The following is a 20,303-nucleotide window of genomic DNA, read 5'->3' as shown; positions in this document are numbered from 1 at the left end:
CTTGACCAGCCATTTGCACCCGTACCGGCAATTCCGTTGCACTCGCTCTGATCGAGCGGGATGGATTTCACCGATACGATTTTTAACCATGAGCGAAAGATAATGGCTCAGCGTTTCCATCAGGGTAGGATGGTCTTCGATCCCTTTTATACCCCAAAGATCACGAAAAAACGGGCTCCGCAGATCACCTGGCTTAAAATGCGTGCCTCACCGTGTCTTCGTTCATCGGGGGTCGTAGGACAAATGCTCAATCTTTTCGAGGCAAAATTCAGCAAGGATCGGCTCCATCCGATATTTACGCTGATATCAAGGAACCGTCATGCGCCAGAGCGGGAGGTTCTCAACAGGTGGGCCGAAGGATTCACGGATCGTGATGGCAAGTTTGTCGACGAATTTCAACTCACATTCGAAGCAGCGATGTGGGAGTTATACCTGCACGCAGTTTTGAAGGAGCTAGGCTGCACCACGGACATGAGTTTCGACGCCCCAGATTTCGTCGTCACCGGCCCGATTCCTTTAACCATCGAAGCGACAATCGCCAAGCCTGCCGTCGACGGGCAGCCAGCTTTTGGATTTGATGCCCAGGAAACAATACCGAAAGATTTCGGGGAGCTAAACCACGAAGCAGCACTGAGGCTCTGCAACAGCATTTCGGCAAAGCACGAGAAATACAAGAGCCGCTACTCTAAATTGCCCCAGTCTCAAGACTTGCCATTCGTTATCGGCCTGGCCGCGTTTGACCGCCCATATGCCCACATGGCGGTAAACCGACCGATCATGGCCGCGCTGTATGGCCATTACATTGATGAGTCCGACATCTACGAGGAGGATGGGAAGCAGCATTTGGGTCAGTATCATGTCCAGAGCGCGATCAAGCCCAATGGCAGCACGGTCCCGATGGGCATTTTTTTAGACGATAGCTATGCAGACATAAGTGCGATCATCTTTTCGCCGGTCGCCACATGGGGGAAGATCCGGGCTCTCGCAAAAAACACAGGGATCCCGGCAGTGTTCACTACACTGCATCCCGTCGAAGGAAGCATCCACCCTGAACGTCGACAGCAACCGTCGAATCGATACGAAGAGCATCTTCTTGATGGCTTGTATGTATTTCATAACCCTTACGCCAAGAAACCTCTCGCCCCGTCAGTTTTCAACCATGAAAGGGTGGCTCAGCTCTGGCTCAAAGAGAACGGCGAATACAAAATCATCTGTCCCGATGACTTTTTGATGTACCGACAGATCATGTCTGTTACCACTTTCGAAGAAGGAGAAATACCACCTGGTCGTTGATGTGAAACTGCGCCTGCGCGGAAGTTTTCCGGCTTGACGTCGAACCGCGCTTCGAACCCCGCGATCCTAATCTGGGCGCTTTCGACCTCGGCCGTACGATCAGCCAATATGGGCACCACATCAATGACCCGGTGTTCGGCGTTGATCAGATAGTTGGCGACATGAGCATGGAGCGCTTGGCCGCTGGATGCAGCTGTGTAACGTACTAGAAAGGTTTCGCATCGTTTCAGCCAACGTCTCCTCATTGAGCGCCTCAAGGCGCTCACGAATGATGTGAACATTCCTTTATCCATCACTCAATTGACCTTCTCATCAATCGGCACGCTGCTCTGCCAGCTCACGTCCAATCTGATGTCCTGGAGTCCGCTGCTGAGCCATCGCCTTTGACCGGTTCCGCATCCATGCAGCGAAGCATACCAGCCGGCGTAACTCCTGCAGCAGCTTACCTTGAGTACCACATACGTTGAGCTGCTGAAGAATCTGAATCCGCACAGGGGAAATGCAGCTGATGGCCATTGCTGGTCGATTACGGTTAGAAGCTCAACTGGTCAAGTCCCATGCAAACAGTTGGTCAGGTCGTATGCAAACAGCTGGTCAAGTCAGTGCAATTACCCAAACATAGGGCACCCTCTTGATTCGGCATTTGCTTTGGACCTTTCGCGACAGGCAGCGACCGTCGATGACCAGCGGGTAATATTCGTCCGAGTAGAACTCAGCACGAGCATAATGAAACGTCTCCAACGATGGAATGAGAGTCAAACGTTTATGAGCGAAAGCGAACGCTGGACAGTCAAATGCCAGGAAGCCGCAGATGGAACTGGCGACGTCATCGTAGATCTGCCGCCAGAACTGCTTGCGAAATTAGGTTTAGGCCTTGGGGACGAGTTGACCATCGAGGTGGTAGATGGCGCGATTGTCCTGGAGCCGAAGCGCAATACATCGCCATCTCCCTGAACTCTGCCCTACCCCGGTGCACAACCTAAATTCCCAGCTGGTTTACTCAGAGTACAGCGTCTTGAAAGCAGCCCGCGCGACTGGATTTGCGGCCGACTTTAAAGGTGCAAGTTCTGCGCAACTGAATATGGCGGGACCACCTGATCGCCGCCAAACCAGTCTCTCAGTCAGAACGCTATTAGTTTAGTAGCCAAGCGATAAACCAGTGGTCCGTCGCGGGTCATTTGCATCGTAGAAGCGGTTGTTGCCGACCGGCTTGACCGTTCGCTCCTGGCCGTTCTCTGCCGATCATCGGCGCTGTACCGTAAGCGGTGTCGCCAATGAGGCGCTCTGGCTTGATGTCGAACTGCGCTTCGACCCGATCGATCATCGTCTTGGTGCTCTCGACTTCTGCGGTTCGATGAGCCGGTGTGGGTTCCACAGCTGCTCCACCAACGCGAGGACGTGCAAGCGGCAAGGCTCGATTATGCCGGCATCTTCGGTGAGCGCAGATGCCGCACGGATCGACGCCAAACGCGCCTCGATCAATGTGGAGCGACGCCCGTTATGGGCATAAAAGAACGCCTCAAGCGTGGTTTTACGCGCCCGTTTGGCTGACAGGAGTGTCGGCCTGCGAGTGAGGAAATCGCAAAACAACAGAGTGTCTCGCTGCTCAAACCAGTCCAGTGCCTGCGGGTAGTACTGCTTGAGGGTGCTGCATAAACGGTTAGTAAAACGCGTCTTGTCGTTGACCAGATCCCGGCGCTGTTCGATCAGGCTCAGCAGCGAGCGCATCCCCGCACTCTGCGGCCTGAGCGCGGTGAACTGTTCAGGATGGCGAAGCAATAGATCGAGTGCCAACTCCGCATCGGTGGGATCATCCTTGGCGCGACTCGGCTTGAACGCCACGCGATATTTGGCAAGCGTCGAGGGATTGATCGGGAACAGCACGAAAAAATCATACTTCAGCAGAGCCGACACAATAGGCCCTTTGGCCAACTCCAGAGCTACAGCGATAGGGCCACCGAAGCGCAGATGCAATGCCTTGGCCCACTCATCAATGCGATCAATCTGGTGCGGAATACAGTCGAACTGGCGATGATTGTCATCCCCAGCCTGTAGGCAAATATCATGTTTGGTATCGGCCCAATCGATGCTGACATAGGCTGTGAAGTGCTGACTCAAGGACGCTGTCACGCGAACCTCCGCAAGCGATAATATAGCTGATAGGGACATGCATGCTTGCGTTCAGCGAAGGCAATATAGTGAGCCGGTGCGACGGCGAACCCTGAGTATTCGTTATCGAGCGCAAGCGCACCTGTAGACTCGAAACTAAAGCTGCAAACGTCATGCGTTTGGGTCGTTTTATTCGTAGTCTACAGGTGCATGTTCCACCCTCGCTGACAGCTACCTGCCAACCGTTACCAGTATCGGTGAAGGCGGGACGGACTATCTATAATGGGTCGGTTGCTGCCATTCCTGACAGGCCGCAACCTACCGATTCTGTTGAAAAAGTCGGTTTTTCCAGACTGCCCGCATACTGACGGCTGAAAGCGCCTTTTTTGCGCGCCGCTACGCGAAATCTGAACCCGGGAATCCACTGCTAAAAGTAAAGATTTCAATCTCAAGCGCGTACTTTTCTGTCGTGGAATCTATGGCCGACTTTTTCAACAGAATCTACCCATTGCGGTCGGTCAGCATCCGGCAGACGCGGGCCAATGGTGGAAGTTTCTGAGCGACCACTTTTCTCTTGGTCCGCTGAATGCGGAATTTTTCGACTTGCTCATTTTTAAATACATCCCCATCTACCGGCACACTAGTATGACGAGCTCAAGAATAGAAAGATGAGACGAGTTTTTCTGCAATATGCTGAGGAACTCCAGGTGAGACTGCCAGTATGTCTGACGTATTTGCGTCACTAAAGTGTCCGCTTCTGCTCCTGATTTCCATCGCTCTGTGGAATAGATCCCCCCCAATTCTGGTGAAGAGTCCGTTCGCTATTTGATATTTTTTATGGCTGACTTTTATTGACTGGTCACCAATTGCCTTAGAAATAGCAATTGAGAAATTTACCGCTAGTCCTTCTTCAAGCCAGCTAGCGCCTTTACCCAAAGGATGGCCTGGCCGAGGGTCAAGCAAGTGAATGGTTTCATGTGCCAGTTCGTAGATCGCTGTGGGCCAGTAGCCCGCAGCGTTGAGGCTCAACTCTGCGAATCCACCATCAAGCTTGATTGTGTTCCGGACATGAGGGCCGTCTTTTACGAATTCAGGACGTAAAAGCTCCTTACTCGGGTTCCTCTTGCCAAACAATTGTTGAGCGCAAGCATCCAGCTTTACTTGTAAATCCCACATTACTTCGGGACATTGGTCTGGGCGTTCATTAGGGTAGACAAAATCAATTTGTATTGCCATAAAGACCTCCTTGGACTCAGGCATCGTTTTTATCAAATATTTTATGTGTTCGCAATTTTCCCAGTTATAAGCCCCTAAGGCAGAAAGGTTTTCTCGAACAAGAACTTGGCTCTGAGCTTAATCGAATCACAGTGACGGGATTCGATCTTCAGATTGTCTTTTAGCTTTCAAAATCACCCTGATTCGTCCGATCTCGTAGGCACTTAGCAATTGAATGTCTGCTTCTGGCCGATTCTGTTGAAAAAGTCGGTCCTTCCAGACTGCCCGCATACTGACCGCTGAAAACGCCTTCTTTTGCGCGCCGCTACGCGAAATCTGAGCCCGGAATCCTCTGCTCAAAATATAGATTTCAATCTCAAACGCGTATTTTTCTGCCGTAGAAACCATGGCCGACTTTTTCAACAGAATCGGCCGTTCTCTGCCGGTCATGACGGGCAGAAGTCGGCCAGATGCAGGCGTTAGAGAGTGTTTAAGCGAAGCCCTCTTAATGACCTGACTTAGTCAGGGCAGAGATAGTAGTTCTTAGGTATAAATCCGCCACTCATCAGAGTGCTGCAAAAAAAATCACGGTCTGTTAATGCGTTGAACCATAAAATGGTGCCAATTTCTCCGTTACCTTCAGAAATCTTGCAAAAAACAACCCTAGCTTTTTCGTCATTAGATGCGATGATTTTATCAACTGATAAGGCGGCATCTAAGAGATGAGAGTCTTTAAGCGCTACTTCTTTATCATTACCGTCTGGCACATGATTTTCTATATATGTTTTAATTTTTTTATCTGGCGCAATGAATGAGATTTTCTTCTTTGCCACCATGGACGCCATCCATCTTGTAGCAAAGTTTGATTTGTGATCCCGCCACTCTTTTCGAAGGGCTGGACACATAGCAGCTTTATGACCGCCAGCAGATACCGTCTCCAATAACTTTCTGGCCCCACTAGACACTGGATGTTCGGTCATTCCTGAAGAGCGCGCGATATCGGCATCGATGACGAACGACATGATAGCGCCAGTCATAGTAGTGAATCCTCTACTGCATCTAGATACATCTGCTCTACTGCTAAACTCGTATCATCGAAATCTTCCGGCCAGTCTCCGAATGCACCTTGCTCATCCAAACCAGCTTGATCTACATTTGTTTCACCCGTTTCAAGATCTTGGGTAAACCAATTCAAGGACACCTTTTTGCTATCCAGCTGTTTTTTTACAACTGCTAACTGAATACCCCGGATCAGGATCGCACTATGTGTTTCGATGATAACGCGAACTCCTCTATTAATAGCGTGAACGATAATAGGTGCTAATTTGAATTGCGCTTTTGGGTGCAAATGCAACTCGGGTTGCTCTATATAAACTGGCTGCCCTTTTTTTGCGCCGATTAACGCAACTAGCATCGGTAGCGTTTGCGAAACACCAAAACCAACGTCAGCAATATTTACACAGTCAGAATCTACTCCCGCTTTATTTCTTGAAACTTGAATTTCGACACTGGTGTCATCTACTTTAGACGCTTTAATGTTGCTAGCTAATCCAAGTTCGGCGAGTTGTGATTTTAAAGTCTGATTTTTAGCTCTGTATTTTTTATGCTTTGACCAATCACTAATAATGCTAGCAACGTACTTTTCAAATGAACCAGGATAAACGTCATCTGAAGCTGCGATCTTGTAGGTTCGTTCAGGATTTCCTCGTAAGCCAGGCACATGTATCAGTCGCGTTATAAACCGTTCCAACGGATGTGCTGGATCTATACCCGCTCTTAACGGAAAGAACTCCTTACCTTCAAAAGATAATTCTGCTCGAATGAAGCACTTATCTCTTATAGCTTTCCATGAAGCAATTTTATTTTTTTCAGCATAAAATTCTTTGACAAACTTAAAGTCATCTATTGGCAAGAGACTTTCTATCTCTTCACTTTTCATGCCGACTTTAAGCGCTAGACCATTTGGGATTTTTTGGTTAATCATCCGTACGCAGTCAACTTGCAGCCCCACTCCTCTCTTGTATTTGTATGAGGCCGTACAGTTGCTCGATTCATCGGACATAGAAACGCTAAAAGATTTCTTATCGTAGCCAGGAACTTTTGAAATTAACTGGGTTGAGTCAGTTAGCTTTGCATTTTCTCCGTATAGCACGAGAGATCCAGAATCATAATGATTTTCTATCGTTTGTTTTAACACAAGGAAGGGCTGCATAAAACTAGACTTGCCGGAGCTATTAGCGCCAGAAAGAATGGTCAGCCCATCGAATCTTAACTCCTGCTTAGATGCGATTGACTTGTAACCTTCAACGGATAGCTTCATTTTTTCTTCCATAAACATTTAACATTCATAAGGTCCCTATTGCTAAGCTGAACTCGTTAAAGTGGTCAAAAAACAGCCAGATCGCTCAGTGCGGCGAACTACGATGTGTTGATTTGTTCGCCTTAGGTTCCTACTAATGGCGATAAGCTATCCATGGAGCGGGTTGTTGTCCAGTCGGATCTTCCAGGATTTTTTACTCACATGCTGTGAATGAAGCAATGATTGAATTTTGATCCGAAGGATCTTTTTGGCGAGAAGCCGATCTGACCCGAATGTCCGTATATGGACTCCTCCTCGTTGCAAGCCTCCTTTACTTTGGCGCCCGTGCCGACTGCACACGTATATTCGGCCTCTTACTGCGGCATCGTTTTGATGCAGGGCCATGATGGGCTATTCGCGCGTCAGCTCCCAATCGCTTTTACGTGCTTTACGCACCTGGACATTAAAGGGTTTTGCCGACGCCGGTTCGACCGGTTTGCCATTGCTCGGGTTGCTTCGCAATCGTGGTGTGGGTGCTTCTCCCGGGATGAATGGGTCAGGCCGCTGCCCGATCCGGTTGGTAATCAGTACCGTTGCGCAGCATTGCCCAAGCCATGCGTGCAGTTTTGTTCGCCAAAGCAATAGCGGCCACATTGGGATGTGAGCGCTCGGCTAAACGGACGACCCACTGGCTGAGTCGATCGTCCTTGGACTTGGCGGTGCGTAGTGCCGACCGCGCACCATGGATCATCAGCGTTCGCAGATAAGCATCCCCACGTTTGCTAATGCCAAGCAGTCGATCCTTGCCGCCAGAGCTGTGTTGCTTTGGCGTCAGCCCTAGTGAGGCGGCCAGTTGTCGGCCGTTGGCAAACTGACTGGCATCACCGATGGCAGCAACCAGCGCGGTGGCAATCATCGGGCCGACGCCACGCAGCTGTTGCAAACGGACCGCCGTTGGCTCACTTGCCGCGATCGCAGATATCTCGCCATCGAGTTCGCTTACGCGCTCATCAAGTGTGTGCAGGTCACTCCACAAGCCATTCAGCAGACGACGAAAGCGTGCCGTCAATCCGTTATCTGCATCTTCTAGCCAGCACGGTATTGCGCGACGCAGCATCAGTAATTCCTTCGGTGCAATGAGGCCGTACTCGGCGATCAGCCCACGAATCTGATTGGCTTTGGCCGTCCGCTGTTCGATTAAGCCGGCCCGGATGCGATGCGTCGCCTGGATATCCTGTTGTTCGATGGTCTTGACGGCGACGAAGCGCATGCTGGGGCGGCTCATCGCCTCACAGATTGCCTCGGCATCGTTGGCGTCGTTCTTGTTGCTTTTGACGTATGGTTTGACGAACTGCGGCGCGATCAGTCTCACCCGAAATCCACGTGCCTGTAGCTGTCGGGCCCAATGGTGCGCACCGCCACAACTTTCCATGCCGATCTCACAGCCGGGCTCGATCTTCTCCAGCACCGTTTGAAGCCAGCGATCGCGCGGTAGGCGCTGCCGCCAGACGGGTAGCTCATGACAATCCACACCGTGGATCTGAAACACGTTCTTGGCCAGGTCGACCCCAATTCGCATAAGCTTCATGTGTGGACTCCTTCTCACCGTTGACTGTGGTTCGCACCTTCAGTCTGGCACTCAAGATGCCGAAGTGAGGAGGAGTCCATCCCATTGCCTTTGGCCGATTCTGTTGAAAAAGTAGCTCCCCTGTCTTGCCTGCGGCAAAAACTCTACATTGGCCAGCAGGGAAGCACGCAGCATGATGGGACAGTTATCGAGTGGGCAGGAACGACTGTTTTACTCGTTCAACCTTGAAGATCACATCCCAGCCAATCACCTTCTGCGCAGCATCGATCGGTGTCTCGATCTGAGCGACTTGCGCCATTACCTCGCCGATTTTTACAGCCCAATTGGGCGTCCCTCGATTGACCCTGAGCTGATGATCCGCATGCTGATCGTGGGCTATTGCTACGGTATTCGCTCCGAGCGGCGGCTGTGCGAAGAGGCCCATTTGAACCTGGCGTATCGCTGGTTCTGCCAGTTGAGCCTTGAAGATGAAGTACCCAATCACTCGACGTTTTCCAAAAATCGACACGGCCGCTTTCGGGACAGTGATCTGTTTCGCTGGTTGTTCAATGAAGTGCTGCGTCGCTGCATGGACGCAGGCCTGGTTAAAGGCGAAGGCTTTACGGTACAGCGCCGATGCTGGCCTGGATGGTGGAGGAAAAAGACATCGAACCGCATGTGCCGGTGAGGGACAAAACTGAGCGCAAGAACGACAGCTTTTCGAGTAACGATTTCCACTGGAATGAAGAGGCCGAGGAATATCGCTGCCCAGCCGGCAACGTATTACGCAGCGAATGGCGAGCCTTCAAGAACGAGCGTTCGCACGTCACAAAAGCCAACACCATCATCTTCCGATCCAGACAGACCGACTGCGCGACATGTCCGATGAAAGCCAAGTGCTGGTGGTATCCAGGCTTATGTAGGTATAACCGTACAATCGCGCGCAGGTGGAAATGAACATCTTCACCAACAGGAATAAGCAGATCGTGCCGGACACTCTTTGAATCATCAGATGAACATGGTCAAACTCCCCATTCATCGTACATCTGGTATAAATCGCGCCACTAAATGCAAGTATGGATCGCGATTATCGACAGCACTCTGCCCAAGGTGACCTCACTGCGTAGGCAGGCCTCCCCTGACACTGCCAACTGTAATAACCCGTTACCAGCCCAGTTGCTTGTTAAAACCGAGGGCGTCGTAGTAGTCATGCTGCGTGAGAATTTTGCCGTTCTTGATATGTATGAAACTAACACCCTTAAAGCTGAGGGGGCGCTGAGTGGCTGGGGTCTCCGCACTCCAGGGGCCGGTATTGGTGCCATTGAACTCCCATTCAAAGGCAATGTTCTCTCCATTGACAATCGGCTCGCCGAACATTTTCCATTGCAGATCCGGCACCGCCTGCATGAACACCTGAATTACTTGGGACTTGGCGTTTTCGCGGCCAACCTGAGGTGTGCCCACCGAGGCGTCGAGAAACTCAACGTTATCAGAAAAGTACTCGGCCGCCGCATCCGCATTGTGGGCATTCCAAGCCTTCATATAGTCATGGATTACGCTGAGGGTATCGTTTTGGCCTGCCGCAAAACTTGCATGACTGGCCAGAACTAGAAACAGCCCGAACAGTAGTGAGTGGATTCGAGACGTCATAGCCTTCAACCTTATTGTTAGAAGATCAGTTTGCCTGCCACGCTTAGCGGCAGGCATTGATGTCACTTAGCGGTTTTTCCAGGCATCCGAAGCTGGGGCCTTGCCCTTTTCATAGGGACGAAACAGGGTCATGTATAGGACACCGACAAGGATGACGATGGCACCGACAAGTGCGATGCCGTAGTTCACATACCAAGGCGCATCCGGGGTACGCGGCCAGGACATATTGATGATTGCGAACATGCCGTAGCAAAGGGCAGCGATGTTCACTATCCACCCCCAACGCCCCATGGTGAACTGGCCCTTGGGTTTCCACCCACGGATACGGGCGTACAGCGCCCCGCCAACAATCATCTGGAACGCCAGGTAGATACCGATGGCGGCAAAGCTCACCACCAGCGCAATAGCGTTCTGAAGGTAGAAGCCTACGCACACAATGATCGCGGGCAGCACGCCACACACCACCAGGGCTGCAGTCGGGACGTGTGTCGTAGGCGAGAGTTTTTTCAGCACATTACTGCCCATGAGCATTTCGTCTCGAGCATAGGCATAAAGCAAACGACTGGCGGATGCCTGCAAACTCAGCACGCAGGAAACGAACGAAACCGTAATGACCGCCATGACTACCCGAGAGCCCACATGACCGAACGCGCTGCCGAATATGGTCGACATCGGGTCTTTATCTTGCCCGGAAATGACCGCAGCCATATCTGGAACTGCAAGGATCAACGCCAGGGCCGCAAAGATCGAGGCGGCGCCGCCGATCCAGATAGTCATCCGCATCGCCTTTGGAACTTGGCGGCTCGGATTTGGGGTTTCCTCGGCAACATCGCCGCAAGCTTCAAAGCCGTAGTAGAGAAACATCCCCGCCAATGAGGCCGTGAGAAACGCAGGCCAATAGGCCCCATCAATGGAAATATCAAAGGTATTGAACAATACGCTCAAAGGCTGGTGGCGCTCGAAGATCAGCAGGTATCCACCGATCAACAAAGCCCCGACTAGTTCGCAGAGAAAACCGAACATCGCCACCCGCGCCAATAGCTTGGTACCACTGAGATTCAAGACCGTCGCCGTCGCCGTCAAAAATAGCGCGACCAATGTGTTAGTTACCGGCGACGACTCGAAACCTAGAAGGTTTGCGATGTAGGGGCCAGCCCCCAGCGCGACGGCGGCAATGGTGACACACAGAGAGATGGCATAAATCCACCCAACCATCCATGCCCACTTCTTGCCAACCAGACGACGGGCCCAAGGATAGACGCCGCCGGAAATCGGGTATTGAGATACCACTTCGCAAAAAATCAGACACACCAGCATCTGGCCGAACCCCACCAGCAGGTAGGACCAGAACATTGGTGGCCCGCCGGCGGCCAAGCACAGGCCGAACAAGGTGTAGACCCCTACTACCGGGGACAGATAGGTGAATCCAAGGGCAAAGTTCTGCCACAGACTCATACTACGTTCGAAATTTGAGGTGTACCCAAGGGCACGGAGTTGCTCCGCGTCTTGATCTACAGCTACCTTGGCGCTAATTGAGCTGTTCATTGCAACATCCTTCAAAAAGGAATTTGTTTTAATAGGCGTTGATTGGACGGTGCCATCCAATCCGTTGCGCGATTAACCAGAGTTGACTCAGAGTTGTATCCAGGTGGCCTTGATCTCCGTGTACTTATCAAAGGCATGCAGGGATTTGTCACGGCCATTGCCGGACTGTTTAAAGCCGCCGAACGGCGCCATCATGTCACCGCCGTCATAGAGGTTGACCCAAACACTGCCGGCACGAAGTGCGCGGGCCATGTTGTGGGCTCGAGACAGGTCAGACGTCCAGACAGCTGCGGCCAGACCGTAAGGGGTGTCATTGGCGATACGTACCGCATCCTCGGCATCGTCGAATTCGATGACTGACAGTACGGGACCGAATATCTCTTCCTGAGCGATTTTCATCGAATTGCTGACGTTGTCGAACAAGGTTGGCTCTACGTAACTGCCACCGGTTTCTACCCGTGCCACGCGTCCCCCGAGTAAGAGCCGCGCGCCTTGCGCTTGACCCTCTTCGATGTACTGCATCACCCCATCCAGATGACGGCCATCCACCAGTGCGCCAACGTTGGTGTCAGGGTCGAGAGGATGCCCCGGCTTCCAGCCCTTCATGGCCTCGACAACCATCGGTACAAAACGCTCTTTGATCGATGCCTGCACCAGCAAACGTGAACCGGCAGTGCAAACCTCACCTTGGTTGAAGGCGATGGCTGCCGCTGCTGCTTCGGCCGCCACCTGCAGATCGGGGGCATCCGCAAATACGATGTTGGGACTTTTGCCGCCGGCCTCGAGCCAGACTCGCTTCATGTTCGACTCACCCGAATAAACCAGTAATTGCTTGGCCACTTGGGTCGACCCGGTAAACGCCAAGGTATCAACTTCACCGTGCAGGGCCAACGCCTTGCCCACGGTGTGGCCATAACCCGGCAGAACATTGAGCACACCCGCTGGAAGACCCGCCTCCAGAGCTAGCTGTGCGATGCGGATAGCCGTCAGCGGAGAACGCTCCGAGGGTTTGAGGATCACGGAGTTACCGGCAGCCAGCGCCGGCCCCAACTTCCAAGACGCCATCATCAGTGGAAAATTCCACGGCACGATAGTCGCAACCACCCCAACCGGCTCCCGGGTAACCAGCCCGAGCTGATCAACCGAGGTCGCTGCCACCTCATCGTAGATTTTGTCGATTGCCTCACCGCACCAGCGGATACTGTCAATGCTCCCCGGGAGGTCGACCGACAGCGAATCGGAAATCGGCTTGCCCATGTCCAATGTTTCCAGCAGAGCCAGCTCTTCGGCATGGGCCTGCAACAATTCGGAAAAACGCACCATCACTGCCTTGCGCATTGCAGGTGCTTGGCGTGACCAGACACCGGACTCGAACGATAACCGGGCACTGGCGACCGCCAAATTCGCATCCGCCGCATCACAACTCGCGACCAAGGCAAGCACACGCCCGTCGATAGGACTTATGCATTCGAAGGTTGCACCTGAACTGGCCGACACATATTTGCCATTGATGAAGGCTCGCCCTTCAATGCTCAGCGCCTTGGCTCTGGCTTCCCACTCTGATCGGGTCAACTGACTCATGGTTAAAACTGCTCCTGGGTTCGGATGGATGCGATCTCAAATCGCCTTAAACATATGGAACCATATCTTTTAACCCATGAGAACCCCAAAAAAGCGAACATCTGGTGATTTTTTTGACTTTTCATGCGCCAAAATTCTAGAATCCCCCCACGAATACGTACAAAAATAATATTAAATATGAAATAGAATTTTAAAAGAAACACACATCCGGACGCGCTTGACGCTATATCGGACTATTGCCACAGGCGTAAAACGGCGCCGCCCATGAATGAATCAACCATGAGCCCTACTTCAAGCCTCATACGCCTTAACCAGGAAGGTAAAACGGAGTCTGTTACCCGTCGCCTGATAGAAATGATCGATCTGGGGTTGTTCACAGAAGGCGAACAGCTCCCCAATGAAAGTGCCCTGGCCACCCAACTCGGCGTCGCCACGGTTACGCTACGGGACGCGCTGGCAGGCTTGCGAGAGCGCGGGGTTATCGAAACCCGGCGCGGACGCAGCGGGGGGAGTTTCATCTGCGCCGCGCCGCAAACCTCAGATCAGGCCCTGTTCAATCAACTGCGTGAATTCAGCACGCTTGAACTGCGTGACCTCGCCGATGAACACGCTGCCATTTCAGGAGCCGCCGCCCGACTGGCGGCCCAGCGCACCGGGCCTGAGCAACATGCAAAACTGAGCAGCCTTGTCGACGCCCTGGCCAACGCTCAAGATCGGCGAGAGCGCCGCCGAGCCGACGCCAGGTTCCATATCGAAATAGCCGTGGCAGCGCAGTCTGTGCGCCTGACTCACAGCGAAGCGCGCTTGCAGGCAGAACTTGGGGAACTGTTATGGCTGCCGTTTGCCGGCCAACCAGACCCACAGGCCATCGAGCGGGAACATAGAGCTATCCTGGAAGCCATCGTAGCGAACGACGCCAATCTGGCCGGCGCACTGGCAGAAGCACATGTAACACGAGGCGTTCGCCGCCTAAGCACCCTACGACTACAACAAATGGCAGAAGGCGACTAATGAATGGAACGAAACTTGCTGAATTATTCGCTCGCTATGCAGCTCGGTGTCACATACCCCGTCGACTGCAGGCACCGCATTGTCTTCTCTGAGTCATGAGGTAGAGCCATGGCTAACGAAATGTCAGCAAACGAGCTGTCCCAATGTGCCACGTTAATCAATGCTTCCGTAAGTAACGTATTCAAGGGGCTCAACGATATGAGCGCCGCGGTATTGAGCATTTGGGAGCATACGTGTAGCAAAAAGGAGCGCCCCAGCCAAGGCGACCTGAAGCCATTGCTGCCGATTATTCGGCAAATCCTGAACTCGGAGAACCTCAAGTTTCATGGTGCCGGCGTGGTATTCGCTCCTGGTGAGCTGGAAGGCCGCGGAATGCATCTGGAATGGTTGTGCCGAACCCAAAAAGAAGAGATCCAGCCTCTGACGCTGAATTTTAATAGCCGTAGCGACCGCTTCTACGATTACTTACACATGCCGTGGTACACCCGTCCGCAGCAAACCCGGCAACCCTCCATTGATGGCCCGTTTGTGGATTTGTACGGTACGGAGCTGTATATCGTTGCTTTTTCAGTCCCTATTTTTTGTGAAAATCGCTTTGTTGGCGTAGCCGCTGCCGATATTTCTCTACATTCTTTGGAACCCTTGCTCGTGCGCAGCCTCATGCGAGTCAGCAACGAGGCACTGTTGCTTAATGCGGAAGGTCGGGTGCTGGCGGCTAACACACCGAGTTGGCTGGCCGGTGATTTGATCCGAGGCCCCCTGAGCCTGGACAAAGAACAGGGTCGCGTCCTGAACCTTATCGACACATCGTCATATTGGAGTGTCGTGGAGCGACCTGTCCCAAGGTTTTGATCAAGACTCCATCTTGGTTTGAAGAACCAAAGTTCAACCCGTGCGCTGCAGGAAGAATCCCGTTGAATGAAAGCTCCTCCCACGGATGGCAGGAGGTCGCCATGTACTCCGCCACTGAAAGCGGCCCCCATTCTGGCCGCCTGCGCCATCAGGCAATTGCACAAGAATCATCTCAACCGAGTTGGCAAAGCTGTGCTCTCTCGCCGCGGTACTGGTAGAGCACCACCTGTAGAAGGAGCCGCAGGTGGTCGCGCAGCCACTGGGGTTCTTCACGAAGTTCGTGAACAACTGAAACAAGCACTCTGACGTTTCATGCCACACATTTTCCTGCCAGCCGGGCCTGTCGTGCCTGACTAAAACCCGCGTCGCGGTCAGATCATTTTTCGAAGAATGGAGCCAGAGGGGTGCACTCAAATCGAGGCCGTTGCAGTGGAATTGAATACAGCTTTTGACCTGGAGTTTAGCCAGCATTGCCTGAAAGCGCGGTAGGCCTACATCCTATCTACGTGGTCATCAAATATGGCCGAGAAGTGATCAATCAAGTGCGAGTCGACGAGACCAAGCGACTGCCACACCGCAAACCAGCCCTATCAGGTTATCAAGCGAACCCGCCGCTTACTGCTGCGCAATCCAGAGAACCTGAAGAAGCCGGAACAACGGGTTCACCTAGAGACATTGTGAGCCGGATTCGTTGGTCAATTCACACCGATTAATTAAAAAGATACAAATCATGGTTATCAAACAGATGGTGTACGGCTACCGGGACAGCGAGCTCTTTTTCATGAAGATCAAGAGCATCTTTCCCGGTAATCCGTGAAGAATCATTTTTACTCACGAAACGAAGATGGTGGCGCGACCAGTACTTGGGCCGCGCCTATGATCGATACACCTTCATGACACCGAGATGCGCTATCAGGAATTGTGCGTGTAGCCTTCCCACTGATGCCACATGCTTTGGTTGACACCCAGACCAAACCAACGGTCAGTGTCGTCGAGTGCACGGCTGAACGTATCAACCACGAACTGTATTTCTTCTGTCGTGGATATCAGTGGTGGACAGAATGCGATCGAGTCTCCCATCGCCCTTGTGATCATGCCGTACTCCTGCGCACGTCCCGCCAGGTAGCGCCCCAGCTTCCCAACCGTATCCAGCGGCTCCTTTGTCCGACGATCCGCAACGAGCTCTACAGCGGCGATCAGTCCACAGCCCCTGACCTCCCCTACCAACGGATGATCAGCAAATTGAGCCAGTCCGGCCTGAAGTTGTTCGCCCAACTCACAGGCGCGCTCGACAAGCCGATCTTCCTGAATGATTTTTATGTTTTCCAGCGCAACTGCAGTCGCAACCGGGTGGCCGCTGCCGGTGAAGCCATGGCCCAGAGTACCGAAGGTGTGGCTCTGATCGGCGATCCCCTCGAAGACCTTATCGTTGATCAGGACTGCCGCGATCGGTTGATACGAAGAAGATAGTTGCTTGGAAACCACCATGACATCCGGCTTGATACCGAAGGTTTCACAGCCAAACATTTTACCGGTACGACCAAAGCCGCAGATCACTTCATCCGCAACGACCAGCACGTCATATTTGCGGCACACCGCTTGAACCTTGTCCCAATATGTGCGCGGAGGCACGATCACGCCGCCCGCCCCCATCAGCGGTTCGCCGTAAAAAGCGGCTACGGTTTCCGGGCCCTCCCGGAGGATGACATTTTCCAGTTCGGTTGCCAGGCGATCAGCAAATTGTTCATCGGTCTCGCCAGGTTTGGCATTGCGATAGTGGTGCGGACAAGCAACGTGAAAGAAGCCGGGCAACGGCACGTCAAAACCACGTTGGTTCACCTGCAGCCCGGTTAAACTGGCGCTGACAGCAGTAATTCCGTGATACGCATTGTGACGGCTGATGAACTTCTTTTTGCCAGGCTTGCCGATGGCATTGTTGCGATACCAGATCATCTTGACGACGGTGTCGTTGGCTTCAGAGCCTGAGTTAGTGAAGAAGACTTTGCTCATCGGCACCGGGGCGAGTTCGATCAGCTTCTCGGCCAATTCGATACTGGGCGTGTGGGCCTTGTGGCTGAAGAGGTGATAAAAGGGCAGTTTGCGTAGCTGTTGCTCTGCCGCCTTGATCAGGCGCTCATTACTGAAACCCAGCGCCACACTCCAAAGACCCGACATCGCTTCAAGATAACGCTTGCCCTGATTGTCATAGACGTAAACGCCTTCGCCACGCTCGATGATCAGCGGGCCTACTTCCTGGTGCAGTCGCGCATCCGTGTAGGGGTGCAGTTGATGCTGAACATCCTTTTCGGCGAGCGAAAGATACGAGCGATTCATATTAAGGAACTCCGGGGAATGACAGCCATATGGCATTGTTACAGGTTTCGGTGGGTGTTCATTTCCACCCCCACTTGACGCTTGATGAATGTCCGCCGTAATTACACGCCGATACAGAGGTATTTGATTTCCAAGTAGTCCTCAATGCCGTACTTGGAGCCTTCACGACCCAGACCCGAGGCCTTGATGCCACCGAACGGCGCGACTTCGTTGGAGATGATCCCGGTGTTGACGCCGACAATGCCGTATTCCAGCGCCTCGCCCACACGGAACACCCGGCTCAAGTCGCGAGCATAGAAGTAGGACGCAAGACCGAATTCGGTATCGTTGGCCATGGCGATCACATCGGCTTCATCCTTGAATCGAAACAGCGGTGCCAGCGGACCGAAAGTTTCTTCCTTGGCAACGGCGGCGTTGCGCGGAACATCAACCAGCACGGTCGGCTCAAAGAAGGTCCCGCCCAGGGCGTGCGGCTTGCCACCGGCGACCACGCGAGCGCCTTTGCTCACAGCGTCTTCAATGTGCTCCTGAACCTTGGCCATGGCTTTGGCGTCGATCAAGGGGCCGGTGGTGATGCCGTTTTCCAGGCCATTACCAATGTTCAACTTGGCCACGGCCGAGGTGAGCTTGTCGACGAAGGCATCGTAGATGCCGTCCTGGATATACAGACGGTTGGCGCAGACGCAGGTCTGGCCGTTGTTGCGGTACTTCGAGATCAACGCCCCCTCGATAGCGGCGTCCAGGTCGGCGTCATCGAAGACGATGAAGGGTGCATTGCCGCCCAGTTCCAGCGACACCTTCTTGATGTCCTTGGCGCACTCGATCATCAGCCGGCGGCCGATTTCGGTGGAGCCGGTGAAGGTCAGCTTGCGCACGAGCGGGTTACCGGTCAGCTCGCTGCCGACTTCGCCGGCACTGCCGGTGACCACGCTGAACACGCCTTTCGGAATGCCGGCGCGCTCGGCCAGCTCGGCCAAGGCCAGGGCCGAGTAAGGCGTTTGCGAGGCCGGCTTGAGTACCATGGTGCAGCCGGCGGCCAGGGCCGGACCGGCCTTGCGGGTGATCATCGCCGAAGGGAAGTTCCACGGAGTGATGGCGGCGGTTACACCGATCGGCTGCTTGAGCACCATCAGGCGCTTGTCGACCTGGTGACCGGGGATCATGTCGCCATACACGCGCTTGGCCTCTTCGCCGAACCACTCCAGAAAGGAAGCGGCATAAGCGATTTCGCCACGGGACTCGGTTAGTGGCTTGCCTTGCTCCAGGGTCATCAGGCGGGCCAGGTCTTCCTGGTTGGCCATCATCAGGTCGAACCACTTGCGAAGCTTGTTGGCGCGCTCCTTGGCGGTCAGGGCGCGCCAGGCCGGTAGCGCCTTGTCAGCGGCTTCAATGGCACGACGGGTTTCGGTCGCCCCCATCTTCGGCACGCTGCCAATGATTTCACCGGTGGCCGGGTTGTTGACCATGAGGGTCTGGCCACTGTCAGCATCTGCCCAGGCACCGTCGATATAGGCTTGCTGGCGAAACAGTTTCTGATCGTTGAGTTGCACGCGAAATTCCTCATTAGCGGGTTGCGCCGGAAGCCGCCATCGGGGCGGTCCGAGTGGAGTTGGCGGGTTTGACAAAACTGACACCGGCACTTGCTAGTTGCTCACGGACCTTGTCGACGATGTATGCGCCGATCGGGATGGCGGAGGTCGCTGCAGGCGACGGGGCGTTGCAGACGCTGACGCTACGGGCAGTGTTGACGAACAGGAAATCGTCGATCAACTTGCCGTCAAGCGAGACCGCCTGTGCGCGCACACCGGCCGGGTAGGCGGTAAGGTCGCTCTTGTTGATGCTCGGGCAGTACTTCTGCACTTCCTTCAGGTAGCCGCCCTTGAACAGTGAGTTTTTCATCTCGATCAGACCGGGGCGCAGGTTCTTCATCAGCACCTTCAGAATGCCCGGGGTGGTCAGGGTTTCGAACATGTCCGACAGCGAAAAATCGGTCTTGCGATAGCCTTCGCGCTTCATCGCCAGCACTGCGTTGGGGCCGATAGTGACGGTGCCGTCGATCATGCGGGTCAGGTGCACGCCGAGAAATGGCATGGACGGATCCGGGATCGGATAGATCAGGTGGTTGACGATCTGATTATGCTGTTTGGGCAGCAGGTAATACTCACCGCGGAACGGGCAGATGATGAAGTTGGGCTTGATCCCGAGCATGCGCACCACGCGGTCAGCCATCAGGCCCGAGCAGGTGATCAGAAAGCGCCCGTGGTGCTCCAGCGTGTCGGTGCGGACCACGACTTCATCGGGACGCTCGTCGATGGCGACGACTTCGCTGTTGTAGCGGATCTCACCACCGGAGGCTTCGAATTCTCGGCCCATGGCCGCGGTGACTTCGGCGTAGTTCACGATGCCGCTCGACGGCACAAAGATACCGCCCAGGCCGACGATGTTCGGCTCGCGCTCGCGCAGCTCGGCGGCCGACAGCCATCCACGCCTCAGCCCATTGGCTTCGGTGCGGTCCCACAACGCGCTCATGCGCTGCATTTCCAGCTCATTGGTGGCCACCAGCAGCTTGCCGCACTCGTCGTAACGGATGCCGTGCTTGTCGCAGAAGGCCTTGGTGGCCTTGTTGCCCTCCAGGCAGAAGCGCGCCTTCAGGCTGCCCGGGGTGTAGTAGACGCCGGCATGGATTACGCCACTGTTGTGGCCGGTCTGGTGCTTGGCCGGGCCGGACTCTTTCTCCAGCAAGAGGATTTTTGCGTCCGGGTAAACCTGGGCCAGTTGCATGGCCGTGGACATACCCACAATGCCGCCACCGATGATGATGAAGTCGTACGCAGCCATTAGCTTGCA

At 53.8% G+C, this 20,303-nt stretch carries 16 protein-coding genes and 3 pseudogenes; 6 read left to right on the top strand and 13 right to left on the bottom strand.

The annotated features are described in order from the left end of the window. Positions 1–60: 60 nt before the first annotated feature. Both KGB20_RS02240 and KGB20_RS02235 read left to right on the top strand, forming a co-directional pair. On the top strand, positions 61–1,293 hold the full coding sequence (locus tag KGB20_RS02240) for a glycosaminoglycan attachment site (RefSeq protein ID WP_223531932.1): 1,233 nt from the start codon (positions 61–63) through the stop codon (positions 1,291–1,293). A 726-nt stretch (positions 1,294–2,019) separates the two neighbouring features. Then, positions 2,020–2,247, top strand: a complete 228-nt coding sequence (locus tag KGB20_RS02235; protein WP_317850880.1) for an AbrB/MazE/SpoVT family DNA-binding domain-containing protein — start codon at positions 2,020–2,022, stop codon at positions 2,245–2,247. A gap of 183 nt (positions 2,248–2,430) precedes the next feature. On the opposite strand, the pseudogene KGB20_RS29225 reads toward KGB20_RS02235, so the two are convergent. The 7 genes and pseudogenes from KGB20_RS29225 to KGB20_RS02200 all read right to left on the bottom strand — a co-directional run. Then, positions 2,431–2,505, bottom strand: a pseudogene (locus KGB20_RS29225) (gamma-glutamyltransferase); the annotation flags it as partial. A gap of 108 nt (positions 2,506–2,613) precedes the next feature. Continuing rightward, entirely contained in the window at positions 2,614–3,462 is an 849-nt protein-coding gene (locus tag KGB20_RS02225) for an IS110 family transposase (protein ID WP_223531930.1), read from the bottom strand. Between the two features lie 594 nt (positions 3,463–4,056). Next, on the bottom strand, positions 4,057–4,638 hold the full coding sequence (locus tag KGB20_RS02220; RefSeq protein ID WP_223531928.1) for a hypothetical protein: 582 nt from the start codon (positions 4,636–4,638) through the stop codon (positions 4,057–4,059). Positions 4,639–4,764: 126 nt separating this feature from the next. After that, positions 4,765–5,067, bottom strand: coding sequence for a hypothetical protein (locus KGB20_RS02215; protein ID WP_223531927.1), 303 nt, complete (start codon positions 5,065–5,067; stop codon positions 4,765–4,767). A gap of 68 nt (positions 5,068–5,135) precedes the next feature. Further along, positions 5,136–5,654, bottom strand: a complete 519-nt coding sequence (locus KGB20_RS02210) for a hypothetical protein (protein ID WP_223531925.1) — start codon at positions 5,652–5,654, stop codon at positions 5,136–5,138. Continuing rightward, entirely contained in the window at positions 5,651–6,955 is a 1,305-nt protein-coding gene (locus KGB20_RS02205) for an AAA family ATPase (RefSeq protein WP_223531923.1), read from the bottom strand. The genes KGB20_RS02210 and KGB20_RS02205 overlap by 4 nt, the downstream gene beginning before the upstream one ends. A 517-nt stretch (positions 6,956–7,472) precedes the next feature. Next, on the bottom strand, positions 7,473–8,504 hold the full coding sequence (locus tag KGB20_RS02200; protein ID WP_223531921.1) for an IS110 family transposase: 1,032 nt from the start codon (positions 8,502–8,504) through the stop codon (positions 7,473–7,475). A 172-nt stretch (positions 8,505–8,676) separates the two neighbouring features. Here KGB20_RS02200 and KGB20_RS02195 point away from each other — a divergent pair. Then, positions 8,677–9,383 (top strand): annotated as a pseudogene (locus tag KGB20_RS02195) (transposase); the annotation flags it as partial. Positions 9,384–9,647: 264 nt separating this feature from the next. On the opposite strand, the gene KGB20_RS02185 reads toward KGB20_RS02195, so the two are convergent. From KGB20_RS02185 to KGB20_RS02175, 3 genes are all read right to left on the bottom strand, one after another. Continuing rightward, positions 9,648–10,133 (bottom strand): ester cyclase, encoded by a 486-nt coding sequence (locus KGB20_RS02185; protein ID WP_223531919.1) that lies wholly within the window; start codon positions 10,131–10,133, stop codon positions 9,648–9,650. 66 nt (positions 10,134–10,199) lie between these two features. Next, a complete protein-coding gene (locus KGB20_RS02180; RefSeq protein ID WP_223531917.1) occupies positions 10,200–11,678 on the bottom strand; it encodes an APC family permease in 1,479 nt (492 codons plus the stop codon). An 87-nt stretch (positions 11,679–11,765) separates the two neighbouring features. Further along, positions 11,766–13,259 (bottom strand): aldehyde dehydrogenase, encoded by a 1,494-nt coding sequence (locus KGB20_RS02175; protein WP_223531915.1) that lies wholly within the window; start codon positions 13,257–13,259, stop codon positions 11,766–11,768. A gap of 279 nt (positions 13,260–13,538) precedes the next feature. Here KGB20_RS02175 and KGB20_RS02170 point away from each other — a divergent pair, with 279 nt between their 5' ends. From KGB20_RS02170 to KGB20_RS29220, 3 genes and pseudogenes are all read left to right on the top strand, one after another. Then, positions 13,539–14,270 (top strand): FadR/GntR family transcriptional regulator, encoded by a 732-nt coding sequence (locus KGB20_RS02170; protein ID WP_223532007.1) that lies wholly within the window; start codon positions 13,539–13,541, stop codon positions 14,268–14,270. A gap of 108 nt (positions 14,271–14,378) precedes the next feature. Next, entirely contained in the window at positions 14,379–15,122 is a 744-nt protein-coding gene (locus tag KGB20_RS02165) for a cache domain-containing protein (RefSeq protein ID WP_223531913.1), read from the top strand. Between the two features lie 506 nt (positions 15,123–15,628). Further along, positions 15,629–15,788: pseudogene (locus KGB20_RS29220) on the top strand (transposase); the annotation flags it as partial. 246 nt (positions 15,789–16,034) lie between these two features. Here KGB20_RS29220 and KGB20_RS02160 read toward each other — a convergent pair. The 3 genes from KGB20_RS02160 to lhgO form a co-directional block, all read right to left on the bottom strand. Then, the gene (locus KGB20_RS02160; protein WP_223531911.1) at positions 16,035–17,456 is read right to left on the bottom strand and encodes an aspartate aminotransferase family protein; all 1,422 of its coding nucleotides are present in this window, start codon (positions 17,454–17,456) and stop codon (positions 16,035–16,037) included. Between the two features lie 101 nt (positions 17,457–17,557). Then, positions 17,558–19,006 (bottom strand): NADP-dependent succinate-semialdehyde dehydrogenase, encoded by a 1,449-nt coding sequence (gabD, locus tag KGB20_RS02155; RefSeq protein ID WP_223531909.1) that lies wholly within the window; start codon positions 19,004–19,006, stop codon positions 17,558–17,560. Between the two features lie 13 nt (positions 19,007–19,019). Further along, a complete protein-coding gene (gene lhgO / locus KGB20_RS02150; protein WP_223531907.1) occupies positions 19,020–20,294 on the bottom strand; it encodes an L-2-hydroxyglutarate oxidase in 1,275 nt (424 codons plus the stop codon). Positions 20,295–20,303: the final 9 nt, after the last annotated feature.

The sequence above is a fragment of the Pseudomonas sp. BF-R-30 genome, assembly GCF_019956175.1.
Lineage (GTDB): Bacteria > Pseudomonadota > Gammaproteobacteria > Pseudomonadales > Pseudomonadaceae > Aquipseudomonas > Aquipseudomonas jessenii.
Note: the sequence above shows the minus strand (reverse complement) of the source record. Positions and strands in the feature narration are given on the sequence as shown.

Bases quoted from the DNA above. Each gene is read 5' to 3' on its own strand.
- KGB20_RS02185 (WP_223531919.1), bottom strand. From the start codon at position 10,133: ATGACGTCTCGAATCCACTCACTACTGTTCGGGCTGTTTCTAGTTCTG.
- KGB20_RS02200 (WP_223531921.1), bottom strand. From the start codon at position 8,504: ATGAAGCTTATGCGAATTGGGGTCGACCTGGCCAAGAACGTGTTTCAG.
- KGB20_RS02220 (WP_223531928.1), bottom strand. From the start codon at position 4,638: ATGGCAATACAAATTGATTTTGTCTACCCTAATGAACGCCCAGACCAA.
- KGB20_RS02180 (WP_223531917.1), bottom strand. From the start codon at position 11,678: ATGAACAGCTCAATTAGCGCCAAGGTAGCTGTAGATCAAGACGCGGAG.
- KGB20_RS02205 (WP_223531923.1), bottom strand. From the start codon at position 6,955: ATGTTTATGGAAGAAAAAATGAAGCTATCCGTTGAAGGTTACAAGTCA.
- KGB20_RS02165 (WP_223531913.1), top strand. From the start codon at position 14,379: ATGGCTAACGAAATGTCAGCAAACGAGCTGTCCCAATGTGCCACGTTA.
- lhgO (WP_223531907.1), bottom strand. From the start codon at position 20,294: ATGGCTGCGTACGACTTCATCATCATCGGTGGCGGCATTGTGGGTATG.
- KGB20_RS02215 (WP_223531927.1), bottom strand. From the start codon at position 5,067: ATGACCGGCAGAGAACGGCCGATTCTGTTGAAAAAGTCGGCCATGGTT.
- KGB20_RS02210 (WP_223531925.1), bottom strand. From the start codon at position 5,654: ATGACTGGCGCTATCATGTCGTTCGTCATCGATGCCGATATCGCGCGC.
- KGB20_RS02235 (WP_317850880.1), top strand. From the start codon at position 2,020: ATGAAACGTCTCCAACGATGGAATGAGAGTCAAACGTTTATGAGCGAA.
- KGB20_RS02170 (WP_223532007.1), top strand. From the start codon at position 13,539: ATGAGCCCTACTTCAAGCCTCATACGCCTTAACCAGGAAGGTAAAACG.
- KGB20_RS02240 (WP_223531932.1), top strand. From the start codon at position 61: ATGGATTTCACCGATACGATTTTTAACCATGAGCGAAAGATAATGGCT.
- KGB20_RS02160 (WP_223531911.1), bottom strand. From the start codon at position 17,456: ATGAATCGCTCGTATCTTTCGCTCGCCGAAAAGGATGTTCAGCATCAA.
- KGB20_RS02225 (WP_223531930.1), bottom strand. From the start codon at position 3,462: ATGTCCCTATCAGCTATATTATCGCTTGCGGAGGTTCGCGTGACAGCG.
- KGB20_RS02175 (WP_223531915.1), bottom strand. From the start codon at position 13,259: ATGAGTCAGTTGACCCGATCAGAGTGGGAAGCCAGAGCCAAGGCGCTG.